The 16888-nt window shown below is 53.0% G+C and carries 17 protein-coding genes; 6 read left to right on the top strand and 11 right to left on the bottom strand.

All coding sequences use genetic code 11. The annotated features are described in order from the left end of the window. Positions 1–79 precede the first annotated feature (79 nt). The 3 genes from OH31_RS03495 to OH31_RS03485 are packed head-to-tail and all read right to left on the bottom strand — an operon-like array spanning position 80 to position 4553. The gene (locus OH31_RS03495; RefSeq protein WP_024929648.1) at positions 80–2542 is read right to left on the bottom strand and encodes a DNA internalization-related competence protein ComEC/Rec2; all 2463 of its coding nucleotides are present in this window, start codon (positions 2540–2542) and stop codon (positions 80–82) included. A gap of 9 nt (positions 2543–2551) precedes the next feature. Further along, a complete protein-coding gene (lolD, locus tag OH31_RS03490) occupies positions 2552–3256 on the bottom strand; it encodes a lipoprotein-releasing ABC transporter ATP-binding protein LolD (protein ID WP_024929647.1) in 705 nt (234 codons plus the stop codon). Then, the gene (locus tag OH31_RS03485; protein ID WP_024929646.1) at positions 3249–4553 is read right to left on the bottom strand and encodes a lipoprotein-releasing ABC transporter permease subunit; all 1305 of its coding nucleotides are present in this window, start codon (positions 4551–4553) and stop codon (positions 3249–3251) included. The genes lolD and OH31_RS03485 overlap by 8 nt, the downstream gene beginning before the upstream one ends. Positions 4554–4757: 204 nt before the next feature. Here OH31_RS03485 and OH31_RS03480 point away from each other — a divergent pair, with 204 nt between their 5' ends. Next, positions 4758–4961 carry a CsbD family protein gene (locus tag OH31_RS03480; protein ID WP_019881649.1) on the top strand — a complete coding sequence of 68 codons (204 nt, stop codon included), beginning with the start codon at positions 4758–4760 and terminating at the stop codon, positions 4959–4961. A 56-nt stretch (positions 4962–5017) separates the two neighbouring features. Here OH31_RS03480 and ppc read toward each other — a convergent pair whose 3' ends face one another. Continuing rightward, complete coding sequence (gene ppc / locus OH31_RS03475; RefSeq protein ID WP_024929645.1) at positions 5018–7813, bottom strand: phosphoenolpyruvate carboxylase; 2796 nt, start codon at positions 7811–7813, stop codon at positions 5018–5020. 428 nt (positions 7814–8241) lie between these two features. On the opposite strand from ppc, the gene OH31_RS03470 reads away from it, so the two are divergent. Then, positions 8242–8463, top strand: a complete 222-nt coding sequence (locus OH31_RS03470) for a hypothetical protein (protein WP_019881647.1) — start codon at positions 8242–8244, stop codon at positions 8461–8463. Between the two features lie 8 nt (positions 8464–8471). On the opposite strand, the gene OH31_RS03465 is transcribed toward OH31_RS03470, so the two are convergent. From OH31_RS03465 to rsmD, 5 genes are read right to left on the bottom strand one after another with little or no spacing between them, the layout of a single operon-like run. Next, positions 8472–8735: a hypothetical protein gene (locus OH31_RS03465; protein ID WP_024929644.1), complete on the bottom strand. Its 264-nt coding sequence runs from the start codon at positions 8733–8735 to the stop codon at positions 8472–8474. After that, positions 8728–9135, bottom strand: a complete 408-nt coding sequence (gene gloA / locus OH31_RS03460; protein ID WP_024929643.1) for a lactoylglutathione lyase — start codon at positions 9133–9135, stop codon at positions 8728–8730. The genes OH31_RS03465 and gloA overlap by 8 nt, the downstream gene beginning before the upstream one ends. A gap of 59 nt (positions 9136–9194) precedes the next feature. Continuing rightward, positions 9195–9449, bottom strand: coding sequence for a YfhL family 4Fe-4S dicluster ferredoxin (locus tag OH31_RS03455; RefSeq protein ID WP_019881644.1), 255 nt, complete (start codon positions 9447–9449; stop codon positions 9195–9197). Between the two features lie 44 nt (positions 9450–9493). Then, positions 9494–9988 carry a pantetheine-phosphate adenylyltransferase gene (coaD, locus tag OH31_RS03450; RefSeq protein ID WP_024929642.1) on the bottom strand — a complete coding sequence of 165 codons (495 nt, stop codon included), beginning with the start codon at positions 9986–9988 and terminating at the stop codon, positions 9494–9496. Positions 9989–10027: 39 nt separating this feature from the next. After that, positions 10028–10567 (bottom strand): 16S rRNA (guanine(966)-N(2))-methyltransferase RsmD, encoded by a 540-nt coding sequence (gene rsmD, locus OH31_RS03445; RefSeq protein ID WP_024929641.1) that lies wholly within the window; start codon positions 10565–10567, stop codon positions 10028–10030. A 131-nt stretch (positions 10568–10698) separates the two neighbouring features. Here rsmD and OH31_RS03440 point away from each other — a divergent pair, with 131 nt between their 5' ends. Continuing rightward, positions 10699–10896 carry a PLDc N-terminal domain-containing protein gene (locus OH31_RS03440; protein WP_024929640.1) on the top strand — a complete coding sequence of 66 codons (198 nt, stop codon included), beginning with the start codon at positions 10699–10701 and terminating at the stop codon, positions 10894–10896. 49 nt (positions 10897–10945) lie between these two features. On the opposite strand, the gene OH31_RS03435 is transcribed toward OH31_RS03440, so the two are convergent. Next, positions 10946–12256, bottom strand: a complete 1311-nt coding sequence (locus tag OH31_RS03435; protein ID WP_024929639.1) for a pitrilysin family protein — start codon at positions 12254–12256, stop codon at positions 10946–10948. A 64-nt stretch (positions 12257–12320) separates the two neighbouring features. Then, positions 12321–13721, bottom strand: coding sequence for a pitrilysin family protein (locus OH31_RS03430; RefSeq protein WP_024929638.1), 1401 nt, complete (start codon positions 13719–13721; stop codon positions 12321–12323). A 189-nt stretch (positions 13722–13910) separates the two neighbouring features. Here OH31_RS03430 and ftsY point away from each other — a divergent pair, with 189 nt between their 5' ends. From ftsY to ftsX, 3 genes are read left to right on the top strand one after another with little or no spacing between them, the layout of a single operon-like run. Beyond that, the gene (ftsY, locus tag OH31_RS03425) at positions 13911–14897 is read left to right on the top strand and encodes a signal recognition particle-docking protein FtsY (RefSeq protein ID WP_024929637.1); all 987 of its coding nucleotides are present in this window, start codon (positions 13911–13913) and stop codon (positions 14895–14897) included. Between the two features lie 19 nt (positions 14898–14916). Continuing rightward, positions 14917–15594 carry a cell division ATP-binding protein FtsE gene (gene ftsE, locus OH31_RS03420; protein ID WP_024929636.1) on the top strand — a complete coding sequence of 226 codons (678 nt, stop codon included), beginning with the start codon at positions 14917–14919 and terminating at the stop codon, positions 15592–15594. 25 nt (positions 15595–15619) lie between these two features. Beyond that, positions 15620–16510, top strand: a complete 891-nt coding sequence (ftsX, locus tag OH31_RS03415) for a permease-like cell division protein FtsX (RefSeq protein WP_024929635.1) — start codon at positions 15620–15622, stop codon at positions 16508–16510. Positions 16511–16888 lie beyond the last annotated feature (378 nt).

The following is a 16888-nucleotide window of genomic DNA, read 5'->3' as shown; positions in this document are numbered from 1 at the left end:
ACACTCCAGTTGTTTTTAAACTTTCGCTACTTTAGCGTTAACCAGGCCAGAGGGCAAGTTTTGTCCGGTATCTACCCCGTTACAATGCGCCTGCTACAACTTGATCAGTAGTCTCCCAATAATGCGGCTCGACTGCGCGCCAGCGAATGACTTGTGGTCGTTGGCCGTGCGTAAAATCCAGCACAATGGCGCCATCATGGTCTGAGCGCAGTGTTTGGCTGCCCAATGCCTGATACCTGGCCATCACTTCAGGCTTGGGATGGCCAAAACGGTTGCGGTATCCAACGGTGGCAATCGCTATCTCGGGCTGTACCTGCCGGATAAAGGCAGGGCTGGAAGATGTTTTACTGCCATGATGCGGCATGGTCATGACATTGGAACGCAGCGCCTCAGGCGAAGACTCAAGCAAGACATGCTCGGCATATTGCTCAATATCGCCCGTCAATAACACACTGCCATGCGCTGAAACCACCTGAATCACACAGCTTTTGTCATTGTCTTTCACCTCGGGGGCCAATGACGGCGTCGGGTAAAGCACATTAAAAGAGACTTGGTCCCATTGCCATTGCTGACCAGCATGACACGCGATGCGTGGGATAGCACTTGCCGGGATGCCGCTCGCAGAGTGAATCTGCTGCAACTGCGTAAAGAAACTAGCATCAGATGTCAGCGAGCTCACTATTTGCTTAGCCGCGATGCCCGACAACACAGAGGCCATGCCACCGACATGATCATTATCATCATGTGAGACTACCGCCAGATCCAGCTGCCTGAGGCCTAAATGGCGGAGATAAGGCAAGACGATGCGCTGACCAGCGTCACTTTGTGCGTTATAAACAGGCCCGGCATCGTACAGCATGGCATGTTGTGCCGTTTGTACCAGCACACTCAGGCCTTGGCCGACATCCAGCACGGTGACACGCATCTGACCGGGCTGCAAGCTTGAAGAAACCGGCAAACAGAGCGGCAACCACAACAGCAAACCGGCCCAGCGCAAGGGCCAGCCGCGCGGCATCAGCCAAACCAATGTACCCAGCATCGCCAGCAGCCATGCCCACATGGGGGGCGTCGCTAAATAAGCCACAGCCCAGGGCAATTGATGCAGCCACACTAATGCGTGCGCACAAACCTGCCACAATCCGGCCGCCCACTGCAGCAAGAAATCGAATGGCAACACCGCCCCGGCAATCGCCAACGGCACCACGCCCAAACTCACCAGCGGGATTGCCAACCCGTTTGCCAGCGGTGAGACCAGAGACAGTTGATTGAATAGCATGACCAGCACCGGCACAAATGCCAGTGTAATGATCCATTGCGTGTGTATTGCTGCCCGCCACCAGCACGCCGGGCGCAAACGCCCACCCATGGCAAACGCCAGTATTGCCACCGCACTAAAAGACAGCCAAAACCCCGGCGCCATGACCGCCCAAGGATCCAGTAATAGCACCACCCACATGGCAACGCAAAGTATCCATGAAAAGGGCAATCTATGTTTGAGGCTCAGCATCGCCAACACCGTGAGCAGCATATACAGCGTGCGCTGGGTCGGAATAGAGAAACCGGCCAGTGCAGAATAGGCGACTGCCACCAGTGCACCGCCTGCACTCGCGGCTAATGTAGAGGGTAGGCGCAGGGCCCACCGTGGCCGTAAACGCCATAGCCAGCCAGTGCATAAATAGCCTAAGGACGCCAGCATCGTAATATGTAGGCCTGAGATCGAGACCAGGTGATTAATGCCGGTATCGACAAATAACTGCCAGTCCGCGCGTGCAATCTGGCTATCATCACCGATCACCAGCGCACGCACCACTGCACTGGCTGGCGTGGTGCCCAAAATCCGTTCGATACGGTCGCCGACACGGGCGCGCCAGCGTGCAATCAATGCGGCAGGCTGCCAGACCAGCGCTTGCAATCTATGCATAGGCGCTTTGGTGATAATCGAACCGCTAGCCCCGATTTGGTTAGCCAGGCACCAGGCGGCATAATCAAATCCATGCGGATTACGCGTGGCGTGTGGCCGTTTAAGCCGGACGCTGAATTGCCAGCGCTCACCCGCTTGCAAACGCGGCATGACGGCGACCGATTTTGCAGCGTCACCGCGATAAGACTGCTCATATAAATTGAGGCGCACTTTTGCCGGTGGCGGGCAGGAGGGATTAAAACTACGCACTATCGCCACATCTACATGTTGGCCGCGTGCATCACGCTCAGGCACGCTGACAATAATGCCCTGCATGGTGATCACCTGCTGCTCGCAAGCAACAGGTAAAGCCGATTGCAATCGCCACCAGGCACGTGCCTGCGCATAGGCAAATGCCAGTGCGGCAATCAGTAGAACCAGCCACAAGCTGCGCAGTAATGTTTGAACGGGAAAAGAAAAAGGAACGCCTGGAACACGAGCCGGTATCCGGCCGAATCGGATTAGACTCAGCGTGATTAGCACAACCAACCACCCGGCCCAGACTGTCAGCGACCACAGCTGGGGCTGTTGCTGAAATAGCCAAACTCCAAACAGTAATCCGACTGTGGCGCCTGGCAGCATACGGTCGCGCTAACTGGCAGTCACATCCTGTGGCGAAGATGCCATGGCTTGCAGTGTGCCATCCTGCAAACGATACTGCCGGTGCATGCGCGCCGCCAGTGCCAAGTCATGCGTGACGACCACCAGTGCAGTGCCTTGTTGCGACTGTATTTGCAGCAACAACTCAAACACCTGCTCTGCCGTTTGGCGATCCAGGTTGCCGGTCGGCTCATCAGCCAGGATACAACGCGGCTGCGTCACCAGGGCACGTGCCAGTGCTGCACGTTGGCGCTCTCCACCGGAGAGCTCACCAGGCGTATGTTCCAGCCGGTGTGACAACCCAACCAGCGACAAGTAATGTGCTGCCTGTGCCAACGCGTCTGCTCTTGGCATGCGGCGAATCAACAATGGCATCGCCACATTTTCCAGCGCGCTAAACTCGGGCAGCAAATGGTGAAACTGGTAGACAAATCCCAGATACTGGTTACGCATGGCGCTCTTGTCACGTTCGGATAAACTGATCAGCGGTTTGCCCAGCCACTGTACGTCGCCTTGCGTAGGCGCATCCAGTCCGCCCAGCAAATGCAGCAAGGTGCTTTTACCGCTGCCCGAAGCACCGACAATCGCCACATGGTCGCCCGCCGCCAATTGCAGATTGACGCCGGTCAACACCGAGGTATCCAGGCCTTGATAGGTTTTCGCCAGGCCCTGGCATTGCAATATTAACTCACTCATAACGCAAGGCCTCCGCCGGATTCATGCTGGCCGCCCGCGCACTTGGGTACAAGGTGGCGACCAGGCTGAGCAAAATAGACAAACCGACAATTGCCGTCACATCTGACCACATCAGTTTGGAAGGTAAATCACTGATGTAATACACATCTTTGGACAAGAACTGTACATTAAATGTGCGCTCTATCCATGGCACCACGGTTTCAATATTCAACGCCAGTATCACGCCCAGCACCGCACCAGACACCGTGCCTATGATGCCTATCATCGCGCCCTGCACCACAAACATCTTGCGGATGGCTTGCGGCGTAGCACCCATGGTGCGCAAAATCGCAATATCCGCACGTTTATCCGTCACTGCCATCACCAGCGTAGACACAATATTGAACGCTGCCACCGCCACAATCAGCGCCAAGATAATAAACATCACGCGCTTCTCGAGCTGAATTGCTTTAAAGAAATTGGCGTGCTGTTGCGTCCAGTCTGTCACATAGTAGTTAGGCCCCAGCGCCTGAACCAGCTCACGGCTGACACGGTCGGCCATAAACAAATCGTCCAGTTTCAAGCGCAGGCCAGACACCTGGTCACCCAGGCGGTACAATTTGGCGGCATCATCGAGGTGGATCAATGCCAACCCGGCGTCATACTCATACATACCCACCTGGAAAATCCCGGCCACAGTGAACTGCTTGATGCGTGGCACTAGCCCGGCAGGCGTCACCTGCCCTTGCGGTGCCATCAGCACCACTTTTTCACCGACACGCACGCCGAGGGCCATGGCGAGATCTGAACCAAGGACGATATTGAATTGCCCGGCCTGTAAATCTTTTAACTGGCCAATTTTCATCTGGCTGGAAAGCTCTGACACACTGGCTTCCTGCGCAGGCAATACCCCGCGAATAAGCACGCCCTGCACCGCCTGGTCATAGGTCAGCATGCCTTGCGCCATGATATAAGGCGCGACGCCTTCAATCGGGCTGGCGACGGACTTGGGCGGAATGGACCGAATCTGTTGCTGCAAACTTTGCCAACCCGCCAGGCCGGCCTCAAAACCACGCACTTCTATATGCGAGGCAACCCCCAGAATGCGTTTGCGCAATTCATCCTGAAAGCCATTCATGACGGACAACACGACAATCAGCGCCATCACGCCCAGCGCAATACCCACCATGCTGGTCAGCGAAATGAATGAAATGAAATGGTTGTTACGCTTGGCACGCGTATAGCGCCAGCCTATCCAGTATTCATAAGGTAAACGTTGCAGCAGCGATTGGCCCAACGCATAAAGTGTGTTCTTCATGCCCGAATCTTAACAGCTTTCAATGGCGCAGCGGAACCCACTCAAGCGTAAAGTCACGCTTAAAAACAGGTTTTCTGACCATGCATGTCAGTCTCCTCTGACCTCAAGTTAGTCCAGGCGCCGACTGAATCCATGCCGTTTTATCTTTAACATGCAACACAGGTTAATGACCTGAACACCATTCTTAAATTGAGGAGATTCGACATGAATAAAGATATTTTCGAAGGCAACTGGAAACAACTCAAAGGTAAAGTCCAGGAACAATGGGGCAAATTAACCAATGACGACCTGGATGTGATTGAAGGCAAGCGCGATCAAGTCGCCGGTAAAATCCAGGAACGTTACGGCATCACCAAAGACGAAGCCGAAAAGCAAATCAAAACCTGGGAAAGCAAGCATAAGCACTAGGCTTATGTGAAAAAAGGACAAGCCAGGCTTGTCCTTTTTTACTGCCTACAAAGCAATCAACCGGTGTTGCGCAAACTGGTGGCAATACCGTTAATAGTGAGCGGAATCGCCCACTTCAGCTTTTCATCCGTTTCACCATTGCGGTAGCGCTGAATCATTTCTACCTGCAAATGATTCATAGGATCAAGGTAGGGCAAACGGTCACGGATAGATTTTGCAATCACCGGCTGACTGGCCAGGCGTTGCGTGGTGCCCAGTAACAGATTGACGGCATCCGTAGTCAGCTTGTGCTCCTGCGCAATCCGGCTGAAAATCTCTTCGCGCAGATCGCGGTCTTCGAGCAAATGAGCATAATGGCGCGCCACAATCAGGTCAGTTTTAGCCAGCACCATATCCACATTCTGAATCAAGGTATTAAACAATGGCCAATGTGTTTGCATCTCATGCAGCATGACCAGCCGCGCTTCTTTTAAAGCAGGATCCTGCTGCAAAAAATGATGGATGGCGCTGCCCAGGCCGTACCAGCCGGGCAAGAGCAAGCGGCATTGCCCCCAGGAGAATCCCCATGGAATCGCACGTAAATCCTCGATGCGACGCGTCGATTTACGCGCCGCCGGTCGACTGCCTAAATTGAGTTCGGCAATTTCGTTAATCGGTGTGGTATTAAAAAAGTATTCGGCAAAACCAGGCGTTTCATAAACCAGGCTACGATAGCTGGTCATGGCGGTGGCAGACAGTGTTTCCATCACGCCTTCGAAAGCGCGTCGCTTGCCGGATTCCAGTTGGTCAGCCGGGAATAATGTCGCATCCAGCGTGGCGGCAATCAGGGTTTCCAGATGCTGCCGCCCAACCACCGGATCCGCATAACGTGTGGAAATAATCTCGCCCTGCTCGGTCAGGCGAATCTGGCCATCCACTGTGCCTTTGGGTTGCGCCATGATGGCCTGGTAAGTAGGGCCACCACCGCGCCCCACCGTACCACCACGGCCATGGAACAGGCGCAACTTGACGTTGGCCTGGTTGAACAGCTCCACCAGTGAGATTTCTGCTTTATATAGCTCCCAGTTGGAGGTTAAAAAGCCGCCGTCCTTATTGCTATCAGAATACCCGAGCATCACTTCCTGCTCACTGCCCTGGTAACGAATCACATGACGGATGCCAAGCAGGCTCAGCCATTTGCCCATGATCATGGGCGCATCGCGCAAGTCAGCAATGGTTTCAAACAAGGGCACGATATTCAAATCGACCTGGATATTGGCGGAACCCCACACACCGCGCAGCAAACCGGCTTCACGTTGCAGCAAAGCCACTTCCAGCAGGTCAGACAGCGTTTCAGTATGCGAAATAATATATTGACGCACGGCATACTCGCCAAAGCGCTCACGCATTTCACGCACTGCCACCAGGACACCGATTTCTTTATGCACCAGCTCAGAATATTGCTGAAAAGGCGAAAACAGCAAGCGTGGCTGCTTGAGCTCCTCCAGCAAAATGCCGATTTTTTCATCCTCATTAAAGCCCGCATAGTCAAAGTCATGGCCGGCTTTTTGCAATAATTCTGTAATCACCGCCTCATGTACGTCTGAAGACTGGCGGATATCGACCGTCGCCAGATGAAAGCCAAAAGTGCCAATCGCCTTAATCAGCTTGCCCAGCCGCGGGTAGATCAGGGCTTCGCCATGATGGTTGCGCAATGAGTCGGCGATGGTTTGCAAAGGCGCCAGCAAGGCCTCTGGCGTATCGTAAGGGTCAGCCGCCATGTCTTCAGGCAACACCCAGCCACCTTGCGGCAGCAGCGTATTGGCCGTGGCCAGCAAACCATCATGAATACCATTCAGCGCCAGGCGATAAGGTTCATCCAGCCGGTGTTGTGATTGGTCGCGCGACGCCTTTGTCATTTGCAGCACGGCCTCGTCCACGCCGACCACCCGGGTTGACACAGCCAGTTCGCGTTTTAAGGCCGCCAGCTCCTGCAAATAAAACCTGAATAAAGTGGTGGCCTGTAAGCGCACACTTTCGCGCAACGTCGTCCCGTTCACAAATGGATTGCCATCCCGGTCACCGCCTATCCAGCTGCCCATACGCAAAAAACCGGGTAATGCCACATTGGGCAGCAAGTCAGACAAGTCGCGTTCAATGTCTTGCAGAATCTCGGGGATGACATGCAAAAACGTACTTTCGTAGTAAGTCAGTGCATTTTCGATTTCATTGAGCACGCTGAGTTTGGAGTAACGCATCATGCGGGTTTGCCATAATGCTGACACCGCGCCCTGCAATAGCAGGCTATTACGGGTGCGCTGGCGTTCGGACACCATAGACGCACGATCGGCCAGCAGTTCGGCAATCAGGCGCTCAATATCCAGCACGCTTTTGCGCTGTACTTCGGTGGGGTGCGCGGTGAGTACGGGCGAAATCAGCGCGTCCTGCAACAGGTGTTTAATCGTATCTGCCGGGATCCCGGCTGCCTTGATTTGCAACAAGGTATATGAAAGCATGCCGGGCGCAGGCGTATTCTGCTGGCAATGCCCTAATTGCTGGCCGTATAAATCTTCAGCCAGGTTCACCAGGTGCTTGAAATAGGCCAATGCCCGTACCACACGCACGGTATGCTCCAAACTCAGGCCGGCCAATAACTGCTCCAGGTCTAGCGAAGCTTGCTGGTCATGGGTCTGGTGAAAGCGCAGGGCCGCTTGCCGAATCGCCGCAATTTTCTGCGCGACCTCGTCACCTTCAACCTCCAGAATCGCTTTATCGAGCAACTCACCCAGTAATTGAATATTGTCGGTCAATTGGGTGTCTGCCGACATCATGGCGGCTGACATCGTTGCGCTGGCCGCAAGTTTTTTTATCATGGTGCCTCTCCTCTAGCTCAGTGCTAGCTCCTTGCTAGACTAGCAACAAGCAGGCCATATTCAAGGTATCTTTTTTCACTTAAAAATCATGGTGTTAAATAATTAGAATAGCGCACACGCACCGACATCAGGCAAGAGAGTGCACTGATTTGGCTCTATAACAAGGCAGTGCAAAAAGTATTGTGGTGAACAAGATTGAGATCAATACGCACCATGCACAATGATTTACTTGCGAGTAAATTGTTTTCAGAAGCAATTACTGTTAAAAAGGAAATACGGCAGAAGTGAGCGAGCGAGATGAAGTGCAAGGCGCACGGCACGCAGAAACCGGAATTTACATATAGTACATGAGGATTTCGAGTACCGCGCAACGCCGCAATCCGCTCGCGCAGCCACTTATTCCGTGTTTCCTAAGGCATAATAAACACATGGCGCTTATCAACCTCGATCATTGGATACAGCAAATACTGACTGTCTGGCAGTCGCTGTCTGCGCTGGGTCTGTGGCAGCAAGATGCCTTCTTGCTGTTGGTGTGTTTGCTCGCCTGCCTGTTGCTATTTATCACCGGCACCGTGATTGGCCTGTTTGTGCAGTCGCTATGGGGGATTTTTATTTCCAGCCGCCGCCCTGCTGACGAAGATCATAAGTAAGCAATCAATTATTGCGCAGCAGCAGTGCTCAGCCATTGTTGAATGGCCACCAGCTCTGCGGCCACATCCGGGCCGTAATCTTCATATTGGTGACCACCGGTTCTGGCATACCAGTACTTGCTATTCCAGGTATCGCCTTCAATCTTATGCAGCACGGCGTGAATCCAGTTCGCCGTGGTGTCGCTATAGTCCTGCGCGATATTGTGGGCCGCATCCCAGTTGCCAGCTTGCGCCTGCGTCACAGCCTCTAATAACTGTGCCTGGTTAGACATTAACGGGGTACTCAATCGTCCCCTTCTGGATGAATTCGATTTTATAGCCGTCCGGGTCTTCGATAAACGCAATGACAATCGTGCCGTGCTTCATCGGCCCCGCTTCGCGCACCACTTTGCCACCTTTGGTTTTGACCAGTTCACAGGCTTTGTAAGCATCGTCGACCTCAATCGCCATATGGCCATACGCGCCGCCCATATCATAGGTTGTTTTGCCATAGTTGTAAGTCAGCTCCAGCACGGTGTTATCGTACTCATTGCCATAACCGACAAACGCCAATGTAAATTCGCCATCCGGGTAATCCTGAGTGCGGATCAGCTTCATACCCAGCACCGCGGTATAAAAATCAATCGAACGTTGCAAATCGCCTACGCGCAACATGGTATGTAATACTCGCATTATTGACTCCTTGAGATCCGTGTAACTTCGTTTTAATGTTGGTTTTAATTATTTTCGTTTTAATGATTGAGTGCAGTAATCCGCACATATTTTTCCATCAGCTGTTCCTGTGTTTCAGGTCGATCAGGGTCTAGCGGAATACAACTGATAGGGCATACCTGCTGACATTGTGGCTTATCGTAATGCCCAACACATTCCGTGCACAAATCAGGGTTGATTTCATAGATTTCCGCGCCTTGCGAAATGGCCTCATTCGGGCACACTGGCTCGCAAACATCGCAGTTAATACATTCATCGGTAATAAATAACGCCATGACTCTTTAAAATAAGGGATTTTCTATCGGTATAGCGTTAAGCTCTAGGGGGAAGCCGTAGCCAGTTTTTGCTTGATCGCAGTTTCGACGCCTGGCGACACAAACTGGTTCACATCCCCCCCCAGTCGCGCGACTTCACGCACCAGGCTGGAGGAAATAAACATAAATTCTTCGGCGGGTGTCATAAACAGCGTTTCCAGTTTGGGATACAGCTTGCGGTTCATGCCCGCCAGCTGAAACTCGTATTCAAAATCACTGGCCGCACGCAAACCACGAATCACCATCTGTCCGCCTTGCGCCTGCACAAACTGCATCAGCAGGCCATCAAAGCCCACCACGCGAATGTTGCTGCCATTAAACACAGACTCGGCCAACGCCACGCGCTCTTGCAGGCTGAACAAGGTCTGCTTGCTGGTACTGCCGGCCACCGCCACAATCACCTCATCAAACAGATTGGCGGCCCTGCGCACAATATCTTCATGCCCCAATGTAATCGGATCAAACGTTCCCGGATACACTGCCACTCTGACTTTACTCATTCACCTTTACCCCGAATATTTTTTTAAGGTGTTCCCGACCTATGCGTTTACGGGCTGCAGCAGATGATAAAACACCTGCCCCGCCTTGCCGGACTTGATCACTTGCCAGCCCGAGTCGGATTTTAACGCATATTCCGCCTCCACATACAGCAAACCATCGTCGGCCAGGTGGCTGGCCAACTGTGGCAACAACTTATCCAGCCACTGTTTATGGTAGGGTGGATCGCAGAAAACCACATCATAGCGCTGTTTGTTTTGCGCCAAAAACTGCAAGGCATCCATTTGCCGGATCTCGGCCTGCGTCGCGCCCAGCAAGCGCTGGTTTTGCAGCAATGCCTGAAATGGCGCTTTGGCCAGTTCCAGCATGGTCACCTGCCTGGCATTACGCGATAGCGCTTCAAAGCCCAGGGCGCCCGTGCCCGCAAACAAATCCAGGCAGGCTTTGCCTGTCATCTCCTGCCCTAGCCAGTTAAACAAAGTCTGGCGCACGCGGTCAGACGTCGGGCGCAAGCCTTCTGCATCCGGAAACTTGAGTATGCGGCTACGCCAAACGCCGGCATTCAGGCGAACTTGATTCATGAATATTGTTCTATTCGTTAGCAACGACAAAGCATGATTATAAAGGCGTTCTTACTAGCAGCCACATTTACATGATCATCCATGCAAATGGATCGTGCTATGATTCATGGCAATTAACAAAGGAAAACAGCATGGAATTCTTATTTGGGTTTGGCATATTAGGCAGCCTGATTGCACTGGCACTAGGATTATTTTGGGTATGGATGCTGGTCGATTGCCTGGCCAATCAAAGCGAAGACAAACTGGTCTGGTTTCTGGTGATTTTCTTCCTCAACCTGCTGGGTGCATTTCTATACTACCTGCTGGCACGCAAAAAGCGGCTGGTTTAAAGAATATTAAGCACCATAAAAAAAGCCGACCATCTGGTCGGCTTTTTCACTATTCGGCCCCGACAATCACGGTGGCAAAACTTTCCGGATGAACACGTCGCTTAAATGCATCATTCACTTGCTGTACCGTCACCTTGGCCACATGATCATTAAAATTATCCAGGTAGTCCAATGGCAGCTGGTAAAAACCAATCATATTCAGGTACTCCAGAATCTTGCTGTTGCTGTCTATGCGCAGCGGAAAGCCGCCGATCAGGTTATCCTTGGCCGCAGCCAGTTCTTTTTCTGTCACGCCTTTATCCACAAACTGCTGCACCGTCTCTTTCACCAGCTTGAGTGCTTCATCAGCCTGTTCCTTCTTGGTTTGCAGGCCGATCTGGAACGGGCCTAACTGGCTCATCGGCATAAAATAACTATACACACTGTAGGCCAGGCCGCGCTTCTCACGCACTTCTTCAGTCAGGCGCGAAACAAAACCGCCGCCACCCAGAATATAGTTACCCACATACAAAGGGAAAAAGTCCGCGTCACCCCGTTTATTCCCAGGCTGCCCCAGCAGAATATGCGCCTGCACCGCCGGATGCGGCAATTTTTTCACGCTAGCCGAGACAGGCGCTGTCACTGGCGGCACCGGCGCTACCGCAGCACTTTGCGGCAAACCAGCACTCAGCCGTGCGGCAATCTGCCTGGCTTGCTCGGTGGTCAAATCTCCCATCATGGCAATCACCGCCGACTTGGCCGTGTAATAGGTTTGGTAAAACTGGCGTAACTGCGCCACCGTCAGCGACTGCACAGTGGAAATTTCACCGTTTTGATCCAGGCTGTAAGGATGCATGCCATACACGGATTGCATAAACGCTTTTTGTGCGATGCTATCAGGCTCGGTTTCGGCCTCCTGCAAGGCCGCGACGATACGCGCCTGCTCGCGCGCAAGCACTGCTGGCGGAAAATCCGGCTGATGCAATACCAGCGCAAACGCATCCAGCGCCGCCTGCTGTTCGCTGGTCAATGTGCGCAACTTGAAGCTGGCACGGTCAGCATCAAAACTGCCACCCAGCACGGCGCCAATATCGGCAAAACGGTTGGTGAGTGCCTCCTCCTCAAGCCCGCCCGCAACCAACGCCATCAAATGGTGCGTTACCGCCGCCGTACCGCCAGTTTCAGGCTTATCATAGGCACTGCCAGCACGAAAATTAATGCTGACATCCATCATTGGCAGTGAGTGATTTTCAACAAAGTAAACTTCACTGCCTTCCGCGGTTGTCCAATGCTGAATGTTCAGGGCGGCCAGGACATTGGCGGCATACCCTTGCAACACCAGCGCCAATAGGGCCACTTTCAAAAAACCAATTACGTTCATGCTGTTCCTTGATTCGCCTGTGATGCAGGCGCATTAAATAAAACCAGTAAAAAATAAAATCAAATTAGTGCTGATGCGGACGACCAGCTGGTTTCTGATCGGTGGTCATCGGTTGCGGATCCAGGCTGACCAGGGTTAGTTGATCCGGCAATAAATACTTTTTAGCCACCGCCTGCACTTGTTCCGAGGTCACCGCCTGCACCCTGGCGGCATTGCTCTGCAACAATGACAGCGGATAGCGCATGGTTTCCAGTTGCCCGATTTGCATGGACTGATAGAACACAGAATCACGTTTATAGACATCCGCCGCAATCACTGCGGCCTTCACGCGATGCAATTCAGCGGCCGTCACACCATTATTCTTAAGCTCATCAATTTGCGCCCAAATGGCCTTGATCAAGGCTTCCTGCGAGATGCCATCACTCGGTGAAGCCGCAACTTCAAATGTCGACGTCTGGCCACGATTGGTACTGTCATAGGCGGTATCAATTTCCAGGGCAATGGCCTGCTCGCGCACCAGCTTCTGGTTGAGGCGCGAGGCACCGTTGCCACTCAAAATGCTGGACAACACTTCCAGCGCATAAGGCTCCCAGTCTTGCTCGCTATACGCCTCGCCATTTTTGAGCGCTGGCGCATGAAAGCCCATCACAAAATACGGCAGTTTGGCCGGGGCTTTGACTATGGCGCGACGCTCGCCCAATTGCACAGGCTCCACTTGTGGTTTGCGCGCGGGCAAGGTTTTTGCAAGCAGTTTGCCAAAGTTTTTTTCAGCCAGCGCAAACACCTCTTGCGCCTTCACATCACCCACCACGACGATCGTCGCATTATTTGGTGCATACCAGGTGCGGTACCACTCACGCGCATCTGCGGCGGTCATGTTCTCAAGGTCATTCATAAAGCCAACCACCGGGCGCCCATAAGGATGCGCTCTATACACAGAGGCTTCAAACTGTTCGTTCACGCGTGACTGCGGCTTATCTTCAGTGCGCCAGCGTCGCTCCTCTTTAACCACTTCAATCTCTTTGGCAAACTCTGCGTCAGTAATTTGCAAATTGGCCATGCGGTCAGCTTCGAGCTGAAACGATAATGGCAGTCGGGACTTTTCCAGTTGCTGGAAATAACAGGTGTAGTCTTTGCTGGTAAATGCATTTTCCTTGCCGCCTGCCGCAGCTACCTGGCGTGAAAACTGCCCGGCAGGGACTTTTTTGGTGCCCTTGAACATCATATGCTCCAGCACATGCGCCACGCCGGTTTTGCCATTCACCTCATCCAGCGAACCTGCGCGATACCACACTTGCGACACCACCACCGGCGCCCTGTGATCTTCCTGCACAATGACCTTCAAGCCGTTTTTGAGGGTGGTTTGCACAATCTCGGCATGGCCCGGTAACGCATAACTGCTGATCAGCACAGCCAGCAAACAGGGACGCGCTAAATGCCGCGCTAATTTGAGTGGGGTTTTCATGTTGTCCAGATTCAAAATGGAAGGAGAATAAAAAGGATTCAAAAAGTCTTGTTTGTGACCAGCCAGCGCCTGGGTTAGTTCTAGCGCTGCTTAAACAATCACTGCCTGAACAACCATCGCCTGCGCCTAATCGTGGCAGGAAACGCCGATTCAGCTTAAAATGACGATATTACCGAGTTTTCAGCCGCCATGTTCAATCCATTTGCTAAAAAAACCGAGCCCGTCACGCCCCCTGAAACAGAAGCCACTAGCCTGAGCTGGACGCAGCGCTTAAAAAACGGCCTGGCTAAAACACGCCAGCAGTTGGGCGGGCAACTGAGTGCCCTGTTTGGCGGCGGCAAGATTGATGAAGAGATTTACGAGGAGCTGGAAACCATCCTGCTCACTTCTGACGTCGGTGTCAGCGCCACCCAGCACTTGCTGGAACAACTGCGCAACCGGGTCAAAAAACAGGACTTGCAAGACACCATTGCGTTAAAACAGGCGCTTAAAGACACCTTACTTGATCTATTATCACCGCTGGAGTCGCCTCTGGAAGTGCGTGGCCACCAGCCATATGTGATGATGATGGTCGGCGTTAACGGCGCTGGTAAAACCACCACCATCGGCAAACTGGCCAAATACCTGCAAGCGCAAGGCCATAGCGTGCTGATTGCGGCAGGCGATACCTTCCGTGCCGCGGCGCGTGAGCAATTGCAAGTGTGGGGCGAGCGCAACGATGTGCATGTGGTTGCGTCTGAAAGTGGTGACCCGGCTGCTGTGATTTACGATGCGGTTAATTCAGCGATCGCTAAAAAAATCGACGTGGTGATTGCTGACACGGCCGGCCGCCTGCCGACGCAATTACACCTGATGGACGAAATCAAGAAAGTGCAACGCGTCATCGACAAGGCATTGCCTGGCGCACCGCACGAAATTTTGCTGGTGCTGGATGCCAACACCGGCCAGAACGCCGTCAACCAGCTCAAAGCGTTCAACGAGGCGCTGGGCGTCACTGGCCTGGCCTTGACTAAACTGGACGGCACCGCCAAAGGCGGCGTGATTGCCGCCATTGCCCACCTCAGCCAGCAATCTGCCAGCAAGATCCCGGTACGTTTTATTGGCGTGGGTGAAAGTATTGATGACTTACGCCCATTTAGCGCCAATGACTTTATTGATGCCTTGATTGATGACTAGCCATGACAGTGTTTAAACTATGATTGTTTTTAATAATGTCAGCATGCGCTATCCCAATAGCGCACACTTGTTCCGCCAGGTCAGCTTTAGCATAGACAAAGGCGATTTTGTGCTGGTCACCGGCCACTCAGGTGCCGGCAAAAGTACCTTACTCAAACTCATGGCGGGCATAGAATTACCTTCCAGCGGCCATATTCTGATTAACCAGCAGGACATCAGCCAGTTACATCCGAATGCCGTGCCTTACCTGCGCCGTCGTTTTGGCCTGGTGTTCCAGGACCACAAATTGCTGTATGACCGCAACAGTTTTGACAATGTCGCCCTGCCGCTGAGCATACAGGGCATTACCGGTGAAGAAGCCGCGCGCCGCGTGCGTGCTGCGCTGGATAAAGTCGGCTTGCTGAATAAGGAAAAAGCCATGCCGATTACACTTTCCGGCGGTGAGCAACAACGGCTGGCCATTGCGCGCGCCGTCGTCAGCCGCCCTTCGATTGTCATTGCCGACGAACCTACAGGCGGACTGGATCAAGCCGCCTCACTGGAAATCATGCAATTACTCAAAGCCTTTAACGATGTCGGCGTGACCGTGGTGATTGCCATGCATGACGTGAGCCAGGTCAGCTCCATTGCCTATCGCACCTTGCATATCGACCAGCAAACCATCAGCGCCATGCCTGCGCAAACGGCAATGTTATGAGTGCCCCATTAACGAGAATAAGCGCATGAAAAACTGGCTCAATCAACACGCGCTGGCCATAGACCTGGTCCTGCAGCGTTTAAAAAGTCACTGGCTGAACACGCTCACCATCTGCATGGTGATCGGCATTACCGCCACCCTGCCCGGCCTGCTATTTGTCGGCCTGGATAACCTGCAAGATATGTCACGCTCGATTAAACAGGATGCGCAAATCAGCGCCTTCCTCAAACCCTCGGTCAACGCCAACCTGATCCAGCGCCTGATTAATGACGTAGAAGCATTGCCGCAAGTCAAAGAAGTACGTTATGTGCCCAAAGAAGATGCCATCAAGCAGCTGGGTGCGCAGTTTTTGCAAAAAGACCTGCTGGTGGACTTGCCACAAAACCCGTTGCCAGACGCCCTGTTTATCACATTAACCGACACGCAGCCCACGTCGGTCAAACCGGTGCAGGACTTACTGCAGAAACGCGGAGAGATCGAGGAACTGGTGATTGACAGCGTGTGGATTGAGCGCCTGCACTCCATGCTGGTGCTGGGCAAACGCATCGCTATCATTTTTGCCAGCCTGCTCGGCATTGCCATGATCACCGTCATCAGCAACACCGTGCGCATGCAAGTGCTCACGCACGAAGCCGAAATCGAAGTTAGCCGCTTGATTGGCGCTACGCATAGTTTTATCCGTCGTCCGTTTTTATATATGGGTGGCGCTTATGGACTGGGCGGCGGCCTGATTGCCATCGCGCTATTGTTCATGATTGTGTGGAACCTGAGACAACCGGTGCAACTGCTGGCGAACAATTACCAAAGCAATTTTCAGTTAGTGTTTCACCTGTTTAATGTGGGCGGACTGATGCTGCTCACCACCATTGCGATTGGCTGGATTGCTGCTTTTATTGCGCTGACGCAGAAGCGCTGAACGGTCTTCTTTCGTCTATAGGTGATTGTGACTTTTCTTTGTTTGCTCAAAGGGAAGGTTGTTTGATGAACTATCTATTTCGCCTTTTCGGCGACCCTTCTTTCTTATGCTTGTCCATAAGAAAGAAGGCAAAGAACAAGACACCCCAGCTTCCGCTTGACTCCTGTGCTACTCGGATTGTCGGGCGTCCATCGAAACTCGCCCTGACAAGCCACACAAGACGTGGCTTGTTGCGGAGCTCGGACAGCCGATGGCCGAAGACTCCCGCCAACCCTGCGTTGCTCGGCGCGGCAGATGGGGACCCCGAACACCAACTGAGCGCAACGGCTGGTGATTTAAATAAAAGAATCTGGTTTTTGAACCGTTCAGATTTCGACA

Origin of the sequence: Methylophilus sp. OH31 (assembly GCF_000576615.1) — a bacterium.
Taxonomy (GTDB): domain Bacteria; phylum Pseudomonadota; class Gammaproteobacteria; order Burkholderiales; family Methylophilaceae; genus Methylophilus.
Note: the sequence above shows the minus strand (reverse complement) of the source record. Positions and strands in the feature narration are given on the sequence as shown.